The organism is Streptomyces sp. PA03-6a (genome assembly GCF_033792765.1).
Lineage (GTDB): Bacteria > Actinomycetota > Actinomycetes > Streptomycetales > Streptomycetaceae > Actinacidiphila.
Genome location: NZ_JARAVK010000055.1, coordinates 24255 through 44099, shown reverse-complemented (window position 1 = coordinate 44099; position 19845 = coordinate 24255). Strand labels below are relative to the sequence as shown.

The window sequence follows — 19845 nt, the reverse complement described above, 5'->3', positions numbered from 1 at the left end:
GCGCGGGGGTGCCGGCGCGGGGCTAGCGGAGCGAGCCGGCGGCCAGTCCGGTGCGCCAGAACCGCTGGAGGAGGATGAACACGACGATCACGGGCACGATCGAGACCAGCGAACCGGTGATCACCGACTCCTGCAGCAGCGGGGCGCGGGCGGTCTGGCCGTTCCACTGGTACAGGCCGAGCGTGATCGGGAAGAGCGACTCCTTCTGCAGCATCACCATCGGCAGGAAGAAGTTGTTCCAGATCGCGACGAACTGGAACAGGAAGATGGTCACCAGCGAGGGCGTCATCAGCTTGAACGCCACCGAGAAGAACGTCCGGAACTCCCCGGCCCCGTCGAGGCGCGCCGACTCCAGGATCTCCTGGGGGACGGCCGACGCGGCGAAGATCCGGGCCAGGTAGACGCCGAACGGGCTGACGATGCTGGGCAGGAACACCGCGAGGTAGGTGTTGACGAGCCCGGTCGCCGAGAACAGCAGGAACAGCGGCAGCGCGAGCGCGGTGGTCGGTACGAGGATCCCGCCGAGGATGACGGAGAAGAGGAACTCGCGGCCCCGGAAGGGGAACTTGGCGAGCGCGTAGCCGCACAGCGCCGAGATCAGGGTGCCGACCGCCGCGCCCAGCACCGCGTACAGCACGCTGTTCAGCGCCCAGCGCCCGAAGATGCCGTCGCTGCGGGTGAAGAGGGTGTCGAGGTTGGCGAAGAGGTCGAAGTGCGAGAACGCCAGGCCGTTGGTGGAGGCGAGGTCGCCCTGCGGCTTCGTCGCCGCCACGACCAGGAAGTAGACCGGCAGCAGGAAGTAGACCGCCAGCAGGAACATCAGGGCCGTGGCGGCCGTGCGGCTGACGCGGCTCTCGCGGATCGGGGTCTGGTCGCTCACAGTCCGGCCCTCTTCGAGGTCAGTCGCATGAACCCGAAGCTCAAGACGAAGGTGATCACGGCGATGACCACGGAGATCGCCGCCGCCTGCTGGTAGTTGTTCCCGGAGGCCACCGTGTACGCGAGCATGTTCGGGGTGAAGGTGCTCGAGATGTTCGAGGAGATCTGGCGCAGCACCGCCGGCTCGGCGTACAGCTGCAGCGTGCCGATGATGGAGAACACCGTGGTCAGGACGACCGACGGGGCGATGATCGGCACCTTGATCCGCCATGCGATGGCCCAGTTGCTGGCGCCGTCGAGCTTGGCGGCCTCGTAGAGCTCCTGCGGGATCGACTGCAGCGCGGAGAACATGATCAGCATGTTGTAGCCGGTCCACAGCCAGGTCGACACGTTCGCCGTCGACCACAGCACGGCACCCGGACCGAGGAAGTCGGGCTGGAGGCCGACGCCCTTGAGCAGGTCGACGACCGGGCTGATCTGCGGCGAGTAGAGGTACGACCACATGATCGCGGCGATGACGCCGGGCACGGCGTACGGCATGAACGCCGAGATGCGGAAGAAGGCCTTGAGCTTCAGCAGGGGGGTGTCGAGCAGCAGCGCCATGACCAGCGCCACGAAGAGCATCACCGGCACCTGCACGATGCCGAACAGCCCGATGCGGCCGATGCTGCCCCAGAACTCGGTGTTCTGGAAGACCTGCGTGTACTGCTCCAGACCGCCGAAGGTCGTGTACGACGTGCCGTACTGGCCGCCGGTGCGGCGCACGACGAGCAGGCTCTGCCAGAACGCGTAGCCGATCGGCACCAGGTAGAAGAGGACGAACGGCAGGAAGAACGGGGTCACGAACGCGGCGATGGTGCCCGCCCGGGGGCCGCCGCCGTTGTGGCGGCGACGGCGGCCCTCGGTGGTCGCCACCCCGCGCGTCGCGCGGGTTGCGAGGTCGGTCATGCGACGGTCACTTGCCCGCCGTGGCCGGGATCGCCTGGTCCTTCATGGACTTCAGCGCGGCGTCCTGGGCGGCCGTGAGGGCGTCGGCGACGGTGCCGTCACCGGCGGTCGCCTTGGCCATCGCGTCCTGGAGCGCCAGGTTGACCGTCTTCTGGGTCGGGCCCCAGGTGAAGTCGGTGTCGATGTTCTTGGACGACTCGGCGAAGACGTCGAAGATCTTCTCGTTGTCGTAGTAGGCCACGCCCTGGGAGAGCGCGGGGAGCGCCAGACCGGCGGTGGCCGCCGGGTAGAGGCCGCCCAGCTTGTTCTCCAGCGCGAGGGCCTCGGGGTCGGTGTTCAGCCAGGTGTTGAACTTGACCGACTCGTAGGGGTGCTTGCCGCCCTTCATGAAGGCGACGGTGGAACCGCCCCAGTCACCGGACGCGGCGCTCGAACCCCAGGTCGGCATCGGCACGATCGACCACTTGCCGGCCTGCTTGGGCAGGTTGTCGCGGAACATGCTGTAGCCCCAGGCGGCGCCGACGTAGGTGGCGATCTGGTCCTTCTGGTACGCCGTGTACATCTGCGTCGAGCCGTGGGCGAGGTCGGTCCGCACCAGCTTGGCGTCGATCAGCTTCTGCCAGTAGTCGGCGACCTGCTTGCTCTGCTCGGACTCGACGGCGACGTGCCACTTGTCGCCGGAGTAGGAGTACATCTCGGCGCTGTTCTGCCAGAGGAGCCCGTTGAACCACTCGGCGTTGTTCGGGTCGAAGAACGTCATGCTGAGGTTCGGGTCCGCCTTGTGCAGCTTCTGCGCCTCGGTCGCGTACTCGTCCCAGGTCTTGGGGATCTCCAGGCCGTGCTTCTTGAAGATGTCGCTGCGCACGTACAGGGCCATCGGGCCGGTGTCCTGCGGGATGGCGAACACCCCGGTGCCGCCGAAGCTGGCCTGCGACCAGGTCCAGGGCACGAACGCCGACTTGGCGTCGGTGGCCGCCTTGCAGGCGGAGGCGTCCGCGAAGGCGTCCTGGCTGCGCAGGTTGGGCAGTTCGTCGTAGCCGACCTGGGCGAGGTCCGGCGCCTTGCCCGCCTTGAGGGCGTTGCCGATGGTGCCGTACTGGTCGTTGGAGATGTTCTTCGTCTCGACCTGGATGTTCGGGTTCTTCTTGTTCCACAGCGCGACGACTTCGTCCATGCCGGGAACGGTGTTCCAGTACTGGAGGGTGACTTTGCCCTTCGCGGGCGCGCAGGCGTCTGCCGATGCGCTGTCACCCGAAGGGGCCGGCGATGAGCATCCGGCGAGTACGGCGATGCTGGCTGCCGCGGCGACGGCGGCGACGCGGATGCGCGTGACTGTGCTGCTCATGGTTTCCGTTCCGGAGGACGACTGGCGTGGGCGCCAGCCGGGTCGACGTTGACACCTCAGGCGGGCCGTGCTGGAGAGGAGGGACAGGGGGAGCGACGGGTTCCGGTGCACGCACCGAGCACCGTCGCAAGGTTGGGCAAAACCACGTGTTCCGGTCCCGTGAGCGTTCACGTGAGCGTTCACGTGAACGCTCACGGGGCCATTGAGAATTGTTCGGAAGTGTGCGCTCCGGTGCCGTCAAGTGTCAAGAGTTTGCGGCGCGCACGGGTCCGGCAGGTTAAGCGGAGCCGCTCAGCCGCAGCTCGGCGCGGACGACGAGGTCGTCGGCCCCGAGCGGTTCCAGCCCGGTCAGCAGCCGTGCGACCTGGTCGATGGCGAGCGCGCCGAGCCGGCGTGTGTCGAGCGCGACGCTGGACAGCGGGGGCTCCACGAGCGTGCCGAGCTGCAGTCCGTCGAAGCCGACCACGGCGAGGTCCTCGGGGACGGCCCTGCCGAGCCGGCGTGCCTCGCGCAGGGCGCCGATGGCGATGATGTCGTTGAAGGTGAAGACCGCGGTGACGTCGGGATGCGCGGCCAGCAGTTTCCTGAGCGCCGTCCCGCCGCCGTCGGCCGACTGGGCGGCCCCGACCACCCTGCCCGCGTCGATCCCGTGGGCCGCCGCGGCCGTGGCGAACCACTCGCGCCGGACGCTCGGCTCGGCACGGCCGTCGTGGTCGAGCATGCCGATGTGCCGGTGGCCCGCGGCGACCAGGTGGGCGACCGCGGCGTTGACGCCCTCCTCGCCGTCGATGCGGATCGAGCTGAACCGCGCCGTGTGGTGCTCACGGCCGATGAGCACCACGGGCACTCCGCGGGTGAAGCGTTCGAGGTCGTGCTCGGAGCAGCTGAAGTAGCCGACGACCGCGTCCACTTGCGAGGCGATCACCTGCAGGGTGCCGAACTCCTCCTCGGCCCTGTCCCCCGTGTCGTAGACGACGACGTGCCAGCCGCGTGCCCGGGCCGCCTCCAGCGCGGCCGCGGCGACCTCGGTGAAGAACGGGTTGAGCAGGTCGGGGATGACCAGCCCGATCGTGGTGGTGTCCTGCCGGACCAGGCCGCGGGCGAAGCGGCTCGGCCGGTAGCCGAGCTCGCGGGCGGCCTCCAGCACACGCTGCTTGGTGGTGCCGTCGATCTCGTCCTTGTCGTTGAGCGCCCGCGACACGGTCTGCCGCGACACCCCCGCGGACCGGGCGACGTCATGGATCGTGACCCTCCGGGATTCCGTCCCTGACGACGACACCATCGCGTACCTCCCGATCGTCGCGGGTGCCGGCGCGCCCGCAGGGCCTGAGTATGCACGTCCCGGACGGGGCGGCGCGAGATCAGGTCCCCGCGCGGCTGCGGGGGTACGGGCCCCTCGGGGCGGCTCTGACCTCGGGAAAAGAGGCGGGGTCAGGTTGCCGCGGTGCGCAGCGCCGCGCTGAGCGCCCGGAGGTCGAGACCGGCGAGGTGGTCCAGGAAGTGGCGGCGCATGGAGGCCAGGTGGGTCGGCCAGGCCTCCTCCAGGCGGGCCAGCCCGGCGTCGGTGAGGACGGCATTCGAGCCACGGGCGTCCCGCTCGCACCTGACCCTCCGGATGAACCCCTGGCCTTCCAGCCGGCGCACCACGCCCGTCATGCCGCTGAGCGACATCTCGCAGGCGGCGGCGAGGTCGCTCATCCGCATCCGCCGCCCGGGCGCCTCCGAGAGGTTCATCATCGCCCGGTACTCGATGAGGGGGAGCTGCTGCTCGCGGGTCATGTCGGCGTCCAGTGCGCGGGGCAGGGCGTAGATGACACGGCTGAGGGACCGCATGAGGGCTTCTTCGTCCGGATTGAGGGGATCCAGCAGATCCGGGTCGGATTCCGGGCGGTGTGCGGCATCGTGCATGCCCCCCACTTTACTTGCTTCGCGAAGGATATATATTTGCTGCGCGAAGCAATTAATGCCGAGCCGTGCGGCGCGGCCACCTTGCCCGCGTGACCGTACCGACCCCGCAAGTCATCCCGGAAAGAGACGCACATGCCTCAGTCGCTGACGAACGCCCAGTCCACCGCAGGAATCCGGTACGCGGTGTCCGGCCCGGGCGGTGGCCGGCACCGGGGCCGGAGCGTCGACGGCGAACCGTACGTGCGGGGGAGCGGTACGGCTCCCGGGAGCGGCCGCCACCGCAGGACCGTCCGCGCCCCGCAGGCCCGGCAGGCCGCCGAGGAGCCGGTGCGGCCGGCCGTCGGCGACGAGGACGGTTCCGCCGGGCGCGAGGCCCGCTTCGAGCGTGACGTGCTGACCCTCCTCGACCCCGTCTACCGGGCCGCGTTGGGCGTCACGGGCGACCCGGCCGAGGCGGAGGGGCTCGTCCTGGAGGTGTTCACCCGGGCGTACGCCGCGTTCCCGCACCTCCTCGACGGCATCGACCACCGGGCCTGGCTCTACGACCTCCTGGCCTCGGCGTTCGTCGGCCCCCACCCGGAGGTGTGCGTGCTGCCCCCGGAGTCCGGGATCCCGCAGGGGGTGCGGGTGTCCGCGCTGGACGAGTTCGTCCTGCTGTCCGAGGCGGACGTCCGGGCCGCCCTCCTCACGCTGCCGAAGGAACAGCGGTTTGCCGTGTACCTCGCGGCCGTTGAAGGCTTCGCCTATCAGGAGATAGCAGACATCATGGATGTTTCCGCAGCAATTGCGGCGTACTGGCTGCACGACGCCCGGCTGCGGCTGTGGGCGGCCGAAGGCCCGCGCGTGGCGGCGTCCGAGCAGGAGTACGCCTGCGGCGACCTCGTCGGTGCCGGGCGGAGCGGATCCGCATGACACGTCGTCGCCGGGACGAGCGGCGGGCAAGGGCCGGCGGGCCCGCGCGGCACCCACGCGCGGCGTGATCTTCGTCTCTCGTCACATTCCCGGGGCCCGCGCTGTCATGCCCGCGGGGAGGGAAACCTCCGTCACCTGCGGAAACACGGCCCTCCACAGCCGGGAATCGTTTGGGGTCCGCCGCGGTTGACGCGAGCGCAGAAAGAAGATGATCACAGTGAACGAAGAACCAACCGCAACCGCGGAACCGTTGCAGCGACTGGCCGCCGAGGGAGTCTCGGTCTGGCTGGACGACCTGTCGCGCAGACGCATCGCCTCCGGCGGCCTCGCCCGACTCGTCGCATCGGGACGCGTGGTGGGCGTCACCACGAATCCGTCCATCTTCCGGGCCGCCATCGGCTCGGGGGAGGACTACCGGGAAGAGCTCGCCGACCTGGCCGCGCGCGGCGTCACCCCGGACGAAGCCGTCCGCATGATGACCGCCGCCGACGTGCGTGCCGCGGCCGACCTCCTGAGACCCGTGTACGAGGCGACCGGCGGCCGGGACGGCCGGGTGTCGATCGAGGTCGACCCGCGCCTGGCCCACCGCACGCGGGCGACCGTCGCCGAGGCCCGGCAGCTCGCCTGGCTGGTCGACCGCCCCAACGTGATGGTCAAGATCCCGGCGACCGAGGAGGGCCTGCCGGCCATCACGGAGGTCACCGCCCTCGGCATCAGCGTGAACGTCACGCTGATCTTCTCGCCGGAGCGCCACCGCGAGGTCATGGAGGCGTACCTGACCGGTCTGGAGAAGGCGCGTGCGGCCGGGATCGACCTGTCCACCGTGCACTCCGTCGCCTCCTTCTTCGTCTCCCGCGTCGACACGGAGGTCGACCGGCGGCTGACGGAGCTGGGCACGGACGAGGCGTCGGCCCTGAAGGGCAGGGCGGCGCTCGCCAACGCCCGGCTGGCGTACCGCGCGCAGCGGGAGTTCTTCACCGGCGACCGCTGGGCCGCGCTCGCCGCGGCGGGCGCGCACGAGCAGCGGCCGCTGTGGGCCTCCACGGGCGTGAAGGACCCGGCCTACCGGGACACCCGCTACGTCGAGGAACTCGTCGCGCCCGGAACGGTCACCACCGTGCCGGAGGCGACGCTCGACGCCGTCGCCGACCACGGCCGCGTCGACGGCGACACCGTCACCGGCCGCCACGACCGGGCCCGCGACGACCTGACGGCCCTGGAACGACTGGGGATCCCCCTCGACGAGGTCGTCCGGCGGTTGGAGGACGAGGGCGTGGCGAAGTTCGAGGCGGCCTGGGCCGAACTGCTGCAGGCCATCGGAACAGCACTGAACGGCAAGGGAGCCGACGCGCGATGAGCAAGGACCCGACCGCACCCGCCACCACCCCGTGGCCCAACCCCCTGCGCGATCCGTCCGACCGGCGGCTGCCGCGCATCGCCGGCCCGTCCGGTCTGGTGATCTTCGGCGTGACGGGCGACCTGTCCCGCAAGAAGCTGATGCCTGCGGTGTACGACCTCGCCAACCGCGGGCTGCTGCCGCCGGGCTTCTCGCTCGTCGGCTTCGCCCGCCGCGACTGGGCGGACCAGGACTTCGCCCAGGTCGTGCACGACTCGGTGCGCGAGCACGCCCGGACGCCGTTCCGCGAGGAGGTCTGGCAGCAGCTCGCCGAGGGCATGCGCTTCATCCCCGGAGACTTCGACGACGACGTCGCGTTCAAGCAGCTCGCCGTCACCGTGGACGAGCTGGACGCCACCCGGGGGACCAGCGGCAACTACGCGTTCTACCTGTCCGTACCGCCGAAGTTCTTCCCCAAGGTCGTGCGGCAGCTGAAGAAGCACGGACTCACCGACGCCCCCGAGGGCTCCTGGCGACGCGCGGTCATCGAGAAGCCCTTCGGCCACGACCTGGCCAGCGCGCGGGAACTCAACGCGCTCGTCCACGAGGTGTTCGCCCCGGAGCAGGTCTTCCGGATCGACCACTACCTGGGCAAGGAGACGGTCCAGAACATCCTGGCGCTGCGGTTCGCCAACACGATGTTCGAGCCGTTGTGGAACCGTTCCTACGTCGACCACGTGCAGATCACGATGGCCGAGGACATCGGCATCGGCGGCCGCGCGGGCTACTACGACGGCATCGGCGCCGCGCGCGACGTCATCCAGAACCACCTGCTCCAACTGCTCGCGCTGACCGCGATGGAGGAGCCCGCCTCCTTCGACGCCGAGTCGCTCCTCACCGAGAAGCTGAACGTGCTGCGCGCGGTACGGCTCCCCGGCGACCTGGGCGCGCACACCGTGCGCGGGCAGTACGCGCACGGCTGGCAGGGCGGCGAGGAGGTGGACGGCTACCTGGAGGAGGACGGCATCGACGCCGAGTCCAGGACCGACACCTACGCCGCGATCAAGCTGGAGATCGACAACCGCCGCTGGGCGGGCGTCCCCTTCTACCTCCGGGCCGGCAAGCGCCTGGGCCGCCGCGTCACCGAGATCGCGGTCGTCTTCCAGCGCGCCCCGCACTCCCCGTTCGGCCCGGAGGCGACGCAGGAACTCGGGCAGAACGCGATCGTCATCCGCGTCCAGCCCGACGAGGGCATCACGGTGCGCTTCGGGTCGAAGGTGCCCGGGACGTCGATGGAGATACGCGACGTGACGATGGACTTCGCCTACGGCGAGTCCTTCACCGAGTCCAGCCCCGAGGCGTACGAGCGGCTCATCCTCGACGTGCTGCTCGGTGACGCCAACCTCTTCCCCCGCCACCTGGAGGTGGAGGAGTCCTGGAAGATCCTCGACCCGATCGAGGAGCACTGGGACACGCACGGACGGCCCGCGCAGTACACCGCGGGCAGTTGGGGCCCCGCGGAGGCCGACGAGATGCTCGCACGAGACGGACGGAGCTGGCGCAGGCCATGAGGATCGACCTGACCGACACCACGGCAAGCCACATCAACAAGGCCCTGGTGCAGGGCCGCCGCGCCATCGGCACCCCCGCCGTCGGCATGGTCCTGACCATGGTCATCGTGACCGACGAGGAGAACGCCCACGACTCCCTGAAGGCGGCGGAGCAGGCCGCTCAGGAACACCCCTCGCGCACCCTCGTCGTCATCAAGCGGCCGTCGCGCACCAGCGGCCGGCGCACCCCCTCCCGCGTCGACGCCGAGGTCCGCGTCGGCTCCGACGCCGGATCCGGCGAGGCGGTGCTGCTGAGGCTGTTCGGGGAAGTGGCCGGGCACGCCGACTCCGTGGTCCTGCCGCTGCTGCTGCCCGACGCCCCCGTCGTCGTCTGGTGGCCCGCGGACGCACCCGACGTGCCGGCCGAGGACCCGCTCGGGGCCCTCGCCCAGCGCCGCATCACCGACGCCTACGCGGTCGACCGGCCGCTGGAGGCACTGGCGGCCCGGGCCGGTGCGTACGCGCCCGGCGACACCGACCTCGCGTGGACCCGGACGACGCCGTGGCGCTCCATGCTCGCCGCCGCGCTGGACCAGGCCCAGGCCCGGGTCACCTCCGCGGTCGTGGAGAGCGAGGCCGACAACCCCAGCGCCGAACTGCTGGCCCGCTGGTTCGCCGACCGGCTGCGCGTACCCGTCGAACGGGTCGTCACCGAAGGGCCCGTCGTGACGGCGGTCCGGCTGCGCACCCCGCACGGCGACGTCACCATCGACCGCCCCGAGGGCGCCGTGGCCCGGCTGTCGATCCCCGGACAGCCCACCCGCGCCCTGGCGCTGAAGGTGCGCACCACCGCGGAGCTCATCGCGGAGGAGCTCCGCCGTCTCGACCCGGACGAGGCCTACGCCGCCGCGCTGCGGGCCCAGGTCAAGGCGCCCCGCACGAAGGCCCTCCCGGCGAAGGCCCCCTCCACCAGGGCCCGTTCCGGCAAGGCCGCCCCGGTGCCGCCCCAGCGCGCGCACCAGCACGAGAACCAGGAGAAGGACGATGCCTGACACACCCGAGCCGAGCCACCGCCCGCAGTGGGCCGCACTGGCGGAGCACCGCGCCGCCACGCGGCCGGGACCGCACCTGCGCGAGCTGTTCGCGGCGGACCCCGCACGCGCGCGGCGCTACACGGTGGAGGTCGGTGACCTGCGCATCGACTACTCCAAGAACCTGGTCACGGACGAGACCCTCGCCCTGCTGCGCGACCTGGCCGCCGCCACCGGCGTGTTCGAGCTGCGCGACGCCATGTTCCGCGGCGAGAAGATCAACGTCACCGAGGGCAGGGCCGTCCTGCACACCGCCCTGCGCGCGCCGCGGGACGCCGTCGTCGAGGTGGACGGCGAGAACGTCGTGCCGCGGGTCCACGCGGTGCTCGACAAGATGTCCGCCTTCGCCGACCGGGTGCGCTCCGGTGAGTGGACCGGTCACACCGGCAAGCGGATCAGGAACGTCGTCAACATCGGCATCGGCGGCTCCGACCTCGGCCCCGCCATGGCGTACGAGGCGCTGCGGCCGTTCACCGACCGCTCGCTGACGTTCCGTTTCGTCTCCAACGTCGACGGCGCGGACCTTCACGAGGCCCTGCAGGGCCTCGACCCGGCCGAGACCCTGTTCGTCGTCGCGTCCAAGACCTTCACCACCATCGAGACGATCACCAACGCCACCTCCGCGCGCAGCTGGCTGCTGGCCGGATTCGACGGGGAGGAGAAGGCCGTCGCCCGGCACTTCGTCGCCCTGTCGACCAACACCGGCAAGGTGGCGGAGTTCGGCATCGACCCGGAGAACATGTTCGAGTTCTGGGACTGGGTGGGCGGCCGTTACTCCTTCGACTCGGCGATCGGCCTCTCCCTGATGATCGCCATCGGCCCGGGGCGGTTCCGTGAGATGCTCGACGGCTTCCACACCGTCGACGAGCACTTCCGCACCGCGCCGGCCGAGGCCAACGCGCCGCTGATCCTCGGACTGCTCGGCGTCTGGTACGGAAACTTCTTCGACGCCCAGTCGCACGCCGTCCTGCCGTACTCGCACTACCTGTCCAAGTTCACCGCCTACCTGCAGCAACTGGACATGGAGTCCAACGGCAAGTCCGTGGACCGCGACGGGCACCCCGTGGAGTGGCAGACCGGCCCCGTCGTGTGGGGCACGCCCGGCACCAACGGGCAGCACGCGTACTACCAGCTGATCCACCAGGGCACGAAGCTGATACCGGCGGACCTCATCGGCTTCGCCCGCCCGGCCGGCGAGCTGAGCGCGGAACTCACCGCCCAGCACGACCTGCTGATGGCCAACCTGTTCGCGCAGGGTCAGGCGCTCGCCTTCGGCAAGACCGCCGACGAGGTCCGCGCCGAGGGCGTGCCCGAGGAACAGGTCCCGCACCGGACCTTCCGCGGCGACCACCCGACCACCACCGTCCTGGCGACCGAACTGACCCCCTCGGTCCTCGGCCAGCTCATCGCGCTCTACGAGCACAAGGTCTTCGTCCAGGGCGCCCTGTGGAACATCGACTCCTTCGATCAATGGGGCGTCGAACTCGGAAAGGTCCTCGCCAAGCGCGTCGAACCCGCCCTGACCGGCGAAGCCGACGTGCCCGGACTCGACCCCTCCACCGCGGCCCTGGTGGCCGCGTACCGGTCCCTGCGGGGCAACTGACCCGGGGGGAACTCCCATGGCGGCGCCGCCCGGCCCCGGGTGCGCGCCGCCCGCCGACCACACCCGCGACACACACAAGGAGCACCTGACATGCAACTCGGACTCGTCGGCCTCGGCAAGATGGGCGGCAACATGCGCGAGCGGATCCGCCGCGCCGGCCACACCGTCGTCGGCTACGACCGGGACCCCGACCTGGCCGACGTCGGCAGCCTCACCGAACTGGTCGACAAGCTCGACGCACCCCGCGTGGTGTGGGTGATGGTGCCGGCAGGCGCCCCGACCCAGTCCGTGGTCGACGAGCTCGGCGGCCTCCTGGAGCCGGGCGACATCGTCGTCGACGGCGGCAACTCCCGCTGGACGGACGACGAGAAGCACGCCGGGGAGCTGGCCGCCAGGGGCATCGGCTTCGTGGACGCCGGTGTCTCCGGGGGCGTCTGGGGCCTGAAGAACGGCTACGCCCTCATGGTCGGCGGCCGGGCAGAGCACGTGGCGAAGGTGCAGCCGGTCTTCGACGCCCTCAAGCCCGCGGGCGACTTCGGCTTCGTCCACGCGGGCGCGGTCGGCGCCGGCCACTTCGCGAAGATGGTCCACAACGGCATCGAGTACGCCATGATGCAGGCCTACGCCGAGGGCTGGGAGCTGCTGGAGAAGGTCGACTCGGTCACCGACGTGCGCGAGGTGTTCCGCTCCTGGCAGGAGGGCACCGTCATCCGCTCCTGGCTTCTGGACCTGGCCGTGGGCGCCCTCGACGAGGACGAGCACCTCGACGGACTCAGGGGGTACGCGGAGGACTCCGGCGAGGGCCGCTGGACCGTCGAGGCGGCCATCGACAACGCCGTGCCGCTGCCCGCGATCACCGCGTCGCTCTTCGCGCGCTTCGCGTCCCGTCAGGACGACTCCCCGCAGATGAAGATGATCGCCGCGCTCCGCAACCAGTTCGGCGGCCACGCCGTCACCACCGCGGACGACAAGGCCTAGTCACCGCCGGAGCCCGCGCCCGCCGGCGCGGGCTCCGTACCGCCCCACCCGCACCACCCTGTTCCTTTGTGCCGAAAGTGGATGAACGACCATGGGCGACCTGCTCCTGCTGCGCCACGGCGAAACCGCGTGGACCCTGTCCCGACAGCACACCAGCCACACCGACCTGCCCCTGACACCGCACGGAGAGGGGGAGGCGGCCCGCGTCGCCCACCTGCTCCGCGGGCACGACATCGCCCTCGCCCTGAGCAGCCCCCTGCGCCGCGCCGTACGCACCGCCGAACTGGCCGGGGTGTCCGGTGCCGAGATCGACCCGGACCTGAGGGAATGGGACTACGGGGGCTACGAGGGCGTCACCACCGCCGAGATCCACCGCACCCGCCCGACCTGGAACCTGTGGGCCGACGGCGTGGCCCCCGGCCCCGCCGACCATCCGGGGGAGGCCCCCGAGGACGTCGGCCGCCGCGCCGACCGCGTGCTCGCGCGTGTCGAGCCGCTGCTGCGCGACCCCGCCGCGGGCGACGTGCTGCTCGTCGCGCACGGCCACATCCTGCGCGTCCTCACCGCCCGCCGCCTCGGCCTGCCGCCGTCGGCCGGATCGCTGTTCGCCCTGGACACCGGCACCGTCAGCCGGCTCGGCACCGAGCACGACCGCCCCGTCATCAAGGCCTGGAACACCACGGGCCCCCGGGCGACCGGCGCGCCCTCCCCGTCCGGCACGATCCCCCCGCAGCGGCGCCCCGAGCACGACTCGTCCCCGGGCCGGTGAGGGGGCGTCGCCCCGTCAGGAACTTCCTCCCCCGCCCTCGCCGTCTTCCGGGGCGGAGGAGCCCCGCCGGTGCTGCGCCTGCCCTACGGTGAAGCCCGTGAAGGTCCTCATCGTCGGCGGCAGCGGGTTCCTCGGCAGGGAACTCGTACGACAGGCCGCGGCCGCGGGTCTCGAGACGGCCGCGACGTACCGCTCCCGCCACCCCGGCGGGGTCCCCGGTGTCCCGTGGCACCACCTCGACCTCCGCGCCCCTGGGCACCTCGGCGAGGTACTGGCCGAGGTCGCCCCCGACACCGTCGTCAACGCCAGCAGCGGGTACAGCGACTGGGAGGTCACCGCCGACGGTTCGGTCCGCGTGGCCCTGGCCGCCGCGGAGCACGGCTGCCGCCTGGTCCACGTCTCCAGTGACGCCGTCTTCTCCGGGGGCCGGGTCCACTACGACGAGACCTGCCTGCCCGATCCCATCAGCCCGTACGGCGCGGCGAAGGCCGCCGCCGAGACCGCGGTGCGGCTCCTGGCGCCGGCCGCCGTGGTCGCGCGCACCTCGTTGATCATCGGCGACGGCGGATCCGCGCACGAGCGCCTGGTCCACGACCTGGCCGCGGGCGTGCGCGACGGCGTCCTGTTCACCGACGACGTCCGCTGCCCGGTGCACGTCGAGGACCTCGCCTCCGCTCTGTGGGAACTCGCGGTGTCCGACGCCTCGGGCGTGTTCCACCTCGCCGGGACGGACGCACTCAACCGCTACGAACTGGGCGGGCTCATCGCCCGCCGCGACGGACTCGACGCCACCGTGCTGCGCCCCGGACTCCGCATCGACGGCCCCGTCCCCGGCCCCCTCGACGTCCGCCTCGACAGCAGCGCCACCCAGCGGCGCATACGGACCCGTCTGCGCGGAGCCCGGGAGTTCCTCCGCCCCCGGTAGGACGCGGGCCCGACTGCCCATCGGATGGAACCGGGAGGCGCGCGGGCCGTGTCGCCGGGGCCATCGGCCGCCCAGGGTCCAAGCTGATGTGCCAGTGGTCCCGGCACACGGAAGGGCGCGCCATGGAGGGCATCGCGGACATGGGGGGCACGCGGGGATGGGGGCCCGTCCGGCCGCCGAGACCCGGCGAACCGGTCTTCGCCGAGCCCTGGCAGGGCCGGGCGTTCGCGCTGGCGATCCTCTCCATCCAGGTGTCCGGGTACAACGTGGACGCCTTCCGGCACGCCACGGAACGCCTGGACCGGGCCGCCTACCTGGACGACGGCTACTTCGGCCGCTGGCTGAACGCCGCGGAGCTGATGCTCACCGAGAGCGCCGTCCTGGCGCCCACCGCGGTCGAGACCCGCGCCCGCAACCTGCGCGGCGCGGGCGTCGAGGAGCCACCGGTCCCCGAACCGGCCCGTCCCGACTACGCCCCCACCGCACCGGGCTCGCTGCGTTCCGTGGACACCCCGCCGGCCTTCGCCGTCGGCGAGCGGGTCCGCGCGAAGGACATGTCCCCGCCCGGGCACACGCGGCTGCCGGGCTACCTGCGCGGACACCCCGGCGTCGTCGAGCTCGTGCAGCCCGCCGCGCTGTTGCCGGACACCCATGCGCACTTCCTGGGCGAGAACCCGCAGCACGTCTACTCGGTCCGGTTCGACTCCCGCGAACTGTGGGGCGCCGCCGCCGAGCCCTTCTCCGTCACCGCCGAGCTGTTCGAGAGCTACCTGGAGACCCCCTGATGACCTCCACCAGCGGACCGGGCGACCACCTCCCCCCGGCCCTGCGGACCGAGGCGCTCGAGCAACTGCTCACCGAGCGCGGCCTGATCGACCCGGCGGCGATGGACACGATCATCGCCACCTACGAGACCCAGGTGGGCCCGCTCAACGGCGCCAAGGTCGTCGCCAAGGCGTGGACCGACCCGCAGTACAAGCGCCGGCTGCTCCAGGACGGCACCGCGGCCATCGCGGAACTGGGCTTCGCCGGGCGGCAGGGTGAGCACATCGTCGTCGTGGAGAACACCCCGACGACCCACAACGTGGTGGTCTGCACCCTGTGCTCGTGCTATCCGTGGCCGGTGCTCGGCCTGCCGCCGAGCTGGTACAAGGACCCCGCCTACCGTGCGCGCGTGGTGAGGGAGCCACGCACGGTGCTCTCCGAGATGGGACTCGACCTCGCCGACGACGTGCGGATCACCGTCCGCGACTCCACCAGCGAGGTGCGCTGGCTGGTGCTGCCCGAACGCCCCGCCGGCACCGGGCACCTGACGGAGGAGGAACTCGTGCCGCTGGTGACCCGGGACGCCATGGTCGGCGTGGCGAAGGTGACGGCGCCGTGACCGCGCCCCTGGACGTCGACGGTCCGGCCGCGCCGCCCCGCTCCAACGGCGAGCTGGTCTTCGCCGAGCCGTGGGAGAGCCGCGCCTTCGGCATGGCCGTCGGCCTCCATGAAGCGGGTGCCTTCGCCTGGCCCCGGTTCCAGGCCGCGCTGATCGCGCGCATCCGGGCCTGGGAGAAGGCGCCGCCGGCGGACGGTCCCTGGAACTACTACCGGCTCTGGCTGGCCGCGCTGGAGGACGTGCTCACCGAACAGGACGTGGTCCGTGCGGGCGAGGTCACCGCGCGCGCCCGGATCCTGGCCGGCCGGCCCGCGGGCCACGACCACGGCGACCACCACGACCACCACGACCACGACCACGCACATCGGCACTGACCGCGAGGCACCGGTCCAGGCCTGTTCCGTCAGCCGAGCGGGATGGGCAGGTCCAGGGAGACGGTCTTGCCGCGGCCGTTGGGCGAGGTGTTCCACTGCCCGGCCAGGGCCTCCACGATGAGCAGACCCCTGCCGTGCTCGGCCTCGGCGTTCTCCTCCTCGTCCAGGGCCAGTGGCGAGGGGACGGGTGGGTTGCTGTCGGAGTCCCGCACCTCCAGCCGGACGTGGTCGCCGAAGGCCCGCAGCCGGACGTCGACGTCGCTGCCCGCGTGGATGAGGGCGTTGGTCACGATCTCCGACGCGATCAGCTGGAGGGTGTCCGAGACCACCGGCAGCGACCACGCGTGCAGTTGCTCGTCGACGAATGCCCGGGCCGCCTTGACCCCGTGCAGATCGCGTCGCTGCACGTGCAGGCTCGCGGTCAGCGGCGCCCCCTTGCCCGCGGCGCCTTCGTACCGGGCCAGGAGCAGCACCGCGTCGTCCCGGCGCCACCGGGGGCCGGAGACCTCGGCGACCATGCGGTCGGCGACCTGTTCCAGGTCGGCCCCGGCCCCGGTCTCCCGGACCCCCGCACGGAGCAGGGTCCGCGCGCACGCGCCGTGGTCCCCGGTGAGGGAGTCGGTCAGGCCGTTGGAGTAGAGCATCAGCACGGACCCTGGGGACAGGGTGTGCTCACAACTGCGGTAAGGGTGCTGCGTGGTGACGCCCAGGGGAAGGTTCGGAGGTGCGTCGAGGACGTCCACGCCTCCGTCGGGCCGCCGTACGACCGGCGCCGGATGCCCGGCGAGAGCCACCTCTGCCGTACCGTCGGCGGTGTCCAGGGCGACCACGCAGCAGGTCACGAGCTGCTCCGTGCCGAGTTCGGCGAGCAGCCGGCCCGTCCGGTCGATCACCACGGCGGGGCGGTGGCCTTCGGTCGCGTACGAGGCCAGCGCGGTGCGCACCTGGCCCATGACGGCGGCGCTGTCCAGGTCGTGGCCTTCCACGTCACCGACGACGAGCACCATCCGGTCGTCCGACACCTTGATCACGTCGTACCAGTCGCCGCCCGCCTGGCAGGTGGTCGTGGCGGGCCGGTAGCGCGCGGTGGTGGCCAGCCCCGGCAGCTCGTCGTCGGGAGCAGGAGCCTGCGCTGCAGGTGTTCCGCGATCTCGCGCTGCCGGCTGCCCAGTTCGACGCGTTCCACCGTCGCCCCCAGCATGCCGGCCATCATGCCGAGCACCGTCCGCTCCTCGGGCGGGAACGCGCGGGCCCCCTCGAACTCCAGGCAGCACACCCCGATGATGCGCGGGTTCATCAGGGACACCTCGGCGACGCTCCTGCTCCCGACGACGAGCGGCAGGTAGGCCTCGGCCCGCGGCCCGGCGTCGTTCCGGTCCGGGTCCGTGCCCGGTGGTGCGCCCTCGGACAGGAACAGCGCGTGCCCGCGTGCCGCCTCCACCGCGGGAGTGCTCGCGCCGAGTCTGGCGCCGTGGACGGTGCGGACCAGGGCGGAGGACGGTCCGCTGTGTCCCAGGACCCAGAGCCGGCCCGCACTCACCGAGGCCAGCACCACGGCTCCGGCGCCGAAGGGGGACATGATGCAGTCCCGGGCCGCCGCGACGACGTGGTCCACCGTCGTGGCCTGGTTGAGGCGCTCGGCGAAATGACGCAGGGGGTACATCAGGCTGGCGCCGGACGAGCCGGGGACGCCGTGCACCCCCCAGCCCGGGGTGTGGATGCTCGCGTGGAACACCGGTACGAGGGCGGGTGCGGGGCCGGTCGCGACGGCGACGCCGTGACGGACGAGTTCGGCGAGGGCGGTGGCCAGCGCGTCCGCGATCTCCCGCAGCACCGTGTGGTCGGCGGGGCCGTAGTCGCCGTGGCTCTCCAGGCGCAGCACGGTGAGCGCGCCGAAGCGGTGCCCGCCGGCGGTGGCCGGGGACGCCAGGGCCGCGTACGGATAGGGCAGTGCGAAGCGCTGGTCCGGGTCGGCCGGGTCGGGATCGGGCAGCACCGCCGTCGCGCCCGTGGTGACGGCGCGGGTCGACGCGCGGGGCATGTCCATGGTCATCCGGCAGGGGATCGTGAACATGGAGGGCGGGCTGCCGGCGATCATCGCCGCTCGCAGTTCGGCGCCGTCCGGGTCCAGCAGGTAGACCGCCGCGGCGACGGCGTCCATCCGGAACAGGGCCTCACGGAGGGCGCCGTGCAGGACCTCCTCGAGACCCGTCCCCTCGATCCGTGCGGGCGCGCCTTCGCGGCGGTGTTCTCCGACTGCGCTGTTGCTGGTCATCGAACGGCTCCCTCTTGGCGAGTATAGGTGCGCGGGTGACCGGTCGCTCAGGGGCGAAGACCGCGCTTGCCGCTCGCAAGATAGGAGCATATGCTCGTAATGGTGCGGGTGGGGGTGCGCGCCCTGCGGCACCTCGGACGCCACGGGAGTCCGTGGTCACACCCGTCACCCGTAACTCAGCCAACCCAGAAGGAGACCGACCGATGGTTGCCGGCAATCTTGTCCTCGTCACCGGGGTCGGCGGCGTGGGCCGTGCCGTCCTCGAACTCCTGCGTGAGCAGGACGTACCCGTGCGCGCGATGGTCCGCCACGACGACGAGCGGGCGGACGCGCTGCGCGCGCTCGGCGCGGAGGTCGTCACCGGCGATCTGACCCGGCCCGAGACCGTGGCGGCGGCACTGGAGGGTGCGCGGCGGATGTACTTCGCGATGCCCGTCTCGACCGATCACCTGCTCGCGGCGACCGTGGTGGCGAGCGTCGCCCGCGCGTACGGGCGGCTGGACGCGCTGGTGGGCATGTCGCAGATGACGGTGTCGCAGATGACCGCGACCAGCACGGGGGAGTCCCACCAGCAGCGGCTGCACTGGCTGGCGGAGCAGGTGCTGAACTGGTCGGGCCTGCCGGTGGTCCACGTCCGCCCGACGTCCTTCCTGGACAATCCGCTGTTCACCGCACTGGCGGCACGGTCGATCCGGGAGACCGGGACGATCGCGCTGCCGTTCGGCACCGGGCGTACGTCCCCGGTGGCCGTGGAGGACGTCGCCCGGGTCGTCGCCACGGTCCTGCGCGACCCGGTCCCGCACGTCGGCCGGGTCCTGGAACTGACCGGGCCGCGCACGCTCGACATGGCCGAGATGGCCGAGGAGTTCTCCCGGGCGCTGGGACGTGAGGTGGCCTACGTCGACGTGCCGCCGGAGCGGTGGCGGGACGAGGTGCTCAGCCGGGCCGGTCTGCCGCCGCACGTCGAGGCGCACATCGCCACCATGGGCCGGCTGCACCGGGAGAACCGCTACGACCGGGCGTCCGACGACGTCGAGCGTGTGACGGGCGTGCCCGCCAGGACCGTCGAGCAGTTCGTCGCCGCCCGCCGGGACTTCTACCTGGGCTGAGCCCGGGGTGGGGCCGCTCCGGCATCCCGCGGGGATGCCGGAGCGGGGTGCGCCGTGCGTCCGCGGGCCCGTGGTGCCGCCGCCGGTTTGATGACGAATCAAGCTACTTGCACGTACAAGTAATCAACTGTTCTACTTGCTTGACCGAGCAAATAGTGCGCGGGGGGCTCAGCGCAGGCTGGGGGGAATGCCCGGGTACGAGTGCCGCACCGAGGTGGCGAACCCACCGGGAGGATGCGCGCTCCGGGAGCGCCGGACCGACAGGACCCTCGTCGGGACCGGCCGGCAGGCCGACGTGCCTGTCCTGACGCGGGATGCCGGTGGCCGACAGGCCCGACGGCATCCGTCCGCGCCCGGATTTCCCCAGGCCGCAGGTCGACCGCTCGGCATCGCCGTCCTGAGGCGCGCGGAACGACGCTCCCCGGACCCAGGGGAGCGCATGTGCGTCCCGTCGAAGCT

The 19845-nt window shown here is 71.8% G+C and carries 19 protein-coding genes; 12 read left to right on the top strand and 7 right to left on the bottom strand.

The features are described from left to right. Positions 1-22 precede the first annotated feature (22 nt). The 5 genes from PV350_RS15925 to PV350_RS15905 form a co-directional block, all read right to left on the bottom strand. Positions 23-820, bottom strand: a complete 798-nt coding sequence (locus tag PV350_RS15925; RefSeq protein ID WP_499517036.1) for a carbohydrate ABC transporter permease — start codon at positions 818-820, stop codon at positions 23-25. Positions 821-876: 56 nt separating this feature from the next. Next, the gene (locus PV350_RS15920; RefSeq protein ID WP_499516170.1) at positions 877-1827 is read right to left on the bottom strand and encodes a carbohydrate ABC transporter permease; all 951 of its coding nucleotides are present in this window, start codon (positions 1825-1827) and stop codon (positions 877-879) included. Between the two features lie 7 nt (positions 1828-1834). Continuing rightward, positions 1835-3172: an ABC transporter substrate-binding protein gene (locus PV350_RS15915; protein ID WP_499516171.1), complete on the bottom strand. Its 1338-nt coding sequence runs from the start codon at positions 3170-3172 to the stop codon at positions 1835-1837. Positions 3173-3449: 277 nt separating this feature from the next. Then, complete coding sequence (locus PV350_RS15910; RefSeq protein ID WP_499516172.1) at positions 3450-4454, bottom strand: LacI family DNA-binding transcriptional regulator; 1005 nt, start codon at positions 4452-4454, stop codon at positions 3450-3452. Between the two features lie 149 nt (positions 4455-4603). Next, positions 4604-5080, bottom strand: a complete 477-nt coding sequence (locus PV350_RS15905; RefSeq protein WP_499516173.1) for a MarR family winged helix-turn-helix transcriptional regulator — start codon at positions 5078-5080, stop codon at positions 4604-4606. A gap of 132 nt (positions 5081-5212) precedes the next feature. Between PV350_RS15905 and PV350_RS15900 the strand changes: the two genes are divergently transcribed. From PV350_RS15900 to PV350_RS15850, 11 genes are all read left to right on the top strand, one after another. After that, the gene (locus tag PV350_RS15900) at positions 5213-5992 is read left to right on the top strand and encodes an RNA polymerase sigma factor (protein WP_499516174.1); all 780 of its coding nucleotides are present in this window, start codon (positions 5213-5215) and stop codon (positions 5990-5992) included. Between the two features lie 208 nt (positions 5993-6200). Beyond that, a complete protein-coding gene (gene tal / locus PV350_RS15895; protein ID WP_500334417.1) occupies positions 6201-7349 on the top strand; it encodes a transaldolase in 1149 nt (382 codons plus the stop codon). Further along, the gene (gene zwf / locus PV350_RS15890; protein ID WP_499516176.1) at positions 7346-8899 is read left to right on the top strand and encodes a glucose-6-phosphate dehydrogenase; all 1554 of its coding nucleotides are present in this window, start codon (positions 7346-7348) and stop codon (positions 8897-8899) included. Before tal ends, zwf begins: the two co-directional genes overlap by 4 nt. After that, positions 8896-9930: a glucose-6-phosphate dehydrogenase assembly protein OpcA gene (gene opcA / locus PV350_RS15885; RefSeq protein ID WP_500334415.1), complete on the top strand. Its 1035-nt coding sequence runs from the start codon at positions 8896-8898 to the stop codon at positions 9928-9930. The genes zwf and opcA overlap by 4 nt, the downstream gene beginning before the upstream one ends. Then, complete coding sequence (gene pgi, locus PV350_RS15880; RefSeq protein ID WP_500334414.1) at positions 9923-11572, top strand: glucose-6-phosphate isomerase; 1650 nt, start codon at positions 9923-9925, stop codon at positions 11570-11572. The genes opcA and pgi overlap by 8 nt, the downstream gene beginning before the upstream one ends. Positions 11573-11662: 90 nt before the next feature. Beyond that, positions 11663-12550 (top strand): phosphogluconate dehydrogenase (NAD(+)-dependent, decarboxylating), encoded by an 888-nt coding sequence (gene gnd / locus PV350_RS15875; RefSeq protein WP_500334412.1) that lies wholly within the window; start codon positions 11663-11665, stop codon positions 12548-12550. A 91-nt stretch (positions 12551-12641) separates the two neighbouring features. Further along, positions 12642-13319, top strand: coding sequence for a histidine phosphatase family protein (locus PV350_RS15870; RefSeq protein ID WP_499516180.1), 678 nt, complete (start codon positions 12642-12644; stop codon positions 13317-13319). A gap of 97 nt (positions 13320-13416) precedes the next feature. Then, entirely contained in the window at positions 13417-14244 is an 828-nt protein-coding gene (locus PV350_RS15865; RefSeq protein WP_499516181.1) for an SDR family oxidoreductase, read from the top strand. Positions 14245-14366: 122 nt separating this feature from the next. Next, complete coding sequence (nthB, locus tag PV350_RS15860) at positions 14367-15029, top strand: nitrile hydratase subunit beta (protein ID WP_499516182.1); 663 nt, start codon at positions 14367-14369, stop codon at positions 15027-15029. Then, the gene (gene nthA / locus PV350_RS15855) at positions 15029-15628 is read left to right on the top strand and encodes a nitrile hydratase subunit alpha (protein ID WP_500334410.1); all 600 of its coding nucleotides are present in this window, start codon (positions 15029-15031) and stop codon (positions 15626-15628) included. Before nthB ends, nthA begins: the two co-directional genes overlap by 1 nt. After that, complete coding sequence (locus PV350_RS15850) at positions 15625-16002, top strand: nitrile hydratase accessory protein (protein ID WP_499516184.1); 378 nt, start codon at positions 15625-15627, stop codon at positions 16000-16002. The genes nthA and PV350_RS15850 overlap by 4 nt, the downstream gene beginning before the upstream one ends. 29 nt (positions 16003-16031) lie before the next feature. Here PV350_RS15850 and PV350_RS15845 read toward each other — a convergent pair whose 3' ends face one another. Both PV350_RS15845 and PV350_RS15840 read right to left on the bottom strand, forming a co-directional pair. Next, positions 16032-17033 (bottom strand): SpoIIE family protein phosphatase, encoded by a 1002-nt coding sequence (locus tag PV350_RS15845; RefSeq protein WP_500334409.1) that lies wholly within the window; start codon positions 17031-17033, stop codon positions 16032-16034. Further along, positions 17030-18277: a GAF domain-containing protein gene (locus PV350_RS15840; protein ID WP_500334407.1), complete on the bottom strand. Its 1248-nt coding sequence runs from the start codon at positions 18275-18277 to the stop codon at positions 17030-17032. The genes PV350_RS15845 and PV350_RS15840 overlap by 4 nt, the downstream gene beginning before the upstream one ends. 203 nt (positions 18278-18480) lie before the next feature. Between PV350_RS15840 and PV350_RS15835 the strand changes: the two genes are divergently transcribed. Then, positions 18481-19386, top strand: coding sequence for an NmrA family NAD(P)-binding protein (locus PV350_RS15835; protein WP_499516186.1), 906 nt, complete (start codon positions 18481-18483; stop codon positions 19384-19386). The last annotated feature ends 459 nt before the right edge of the window (positions 19387-19845 follow it).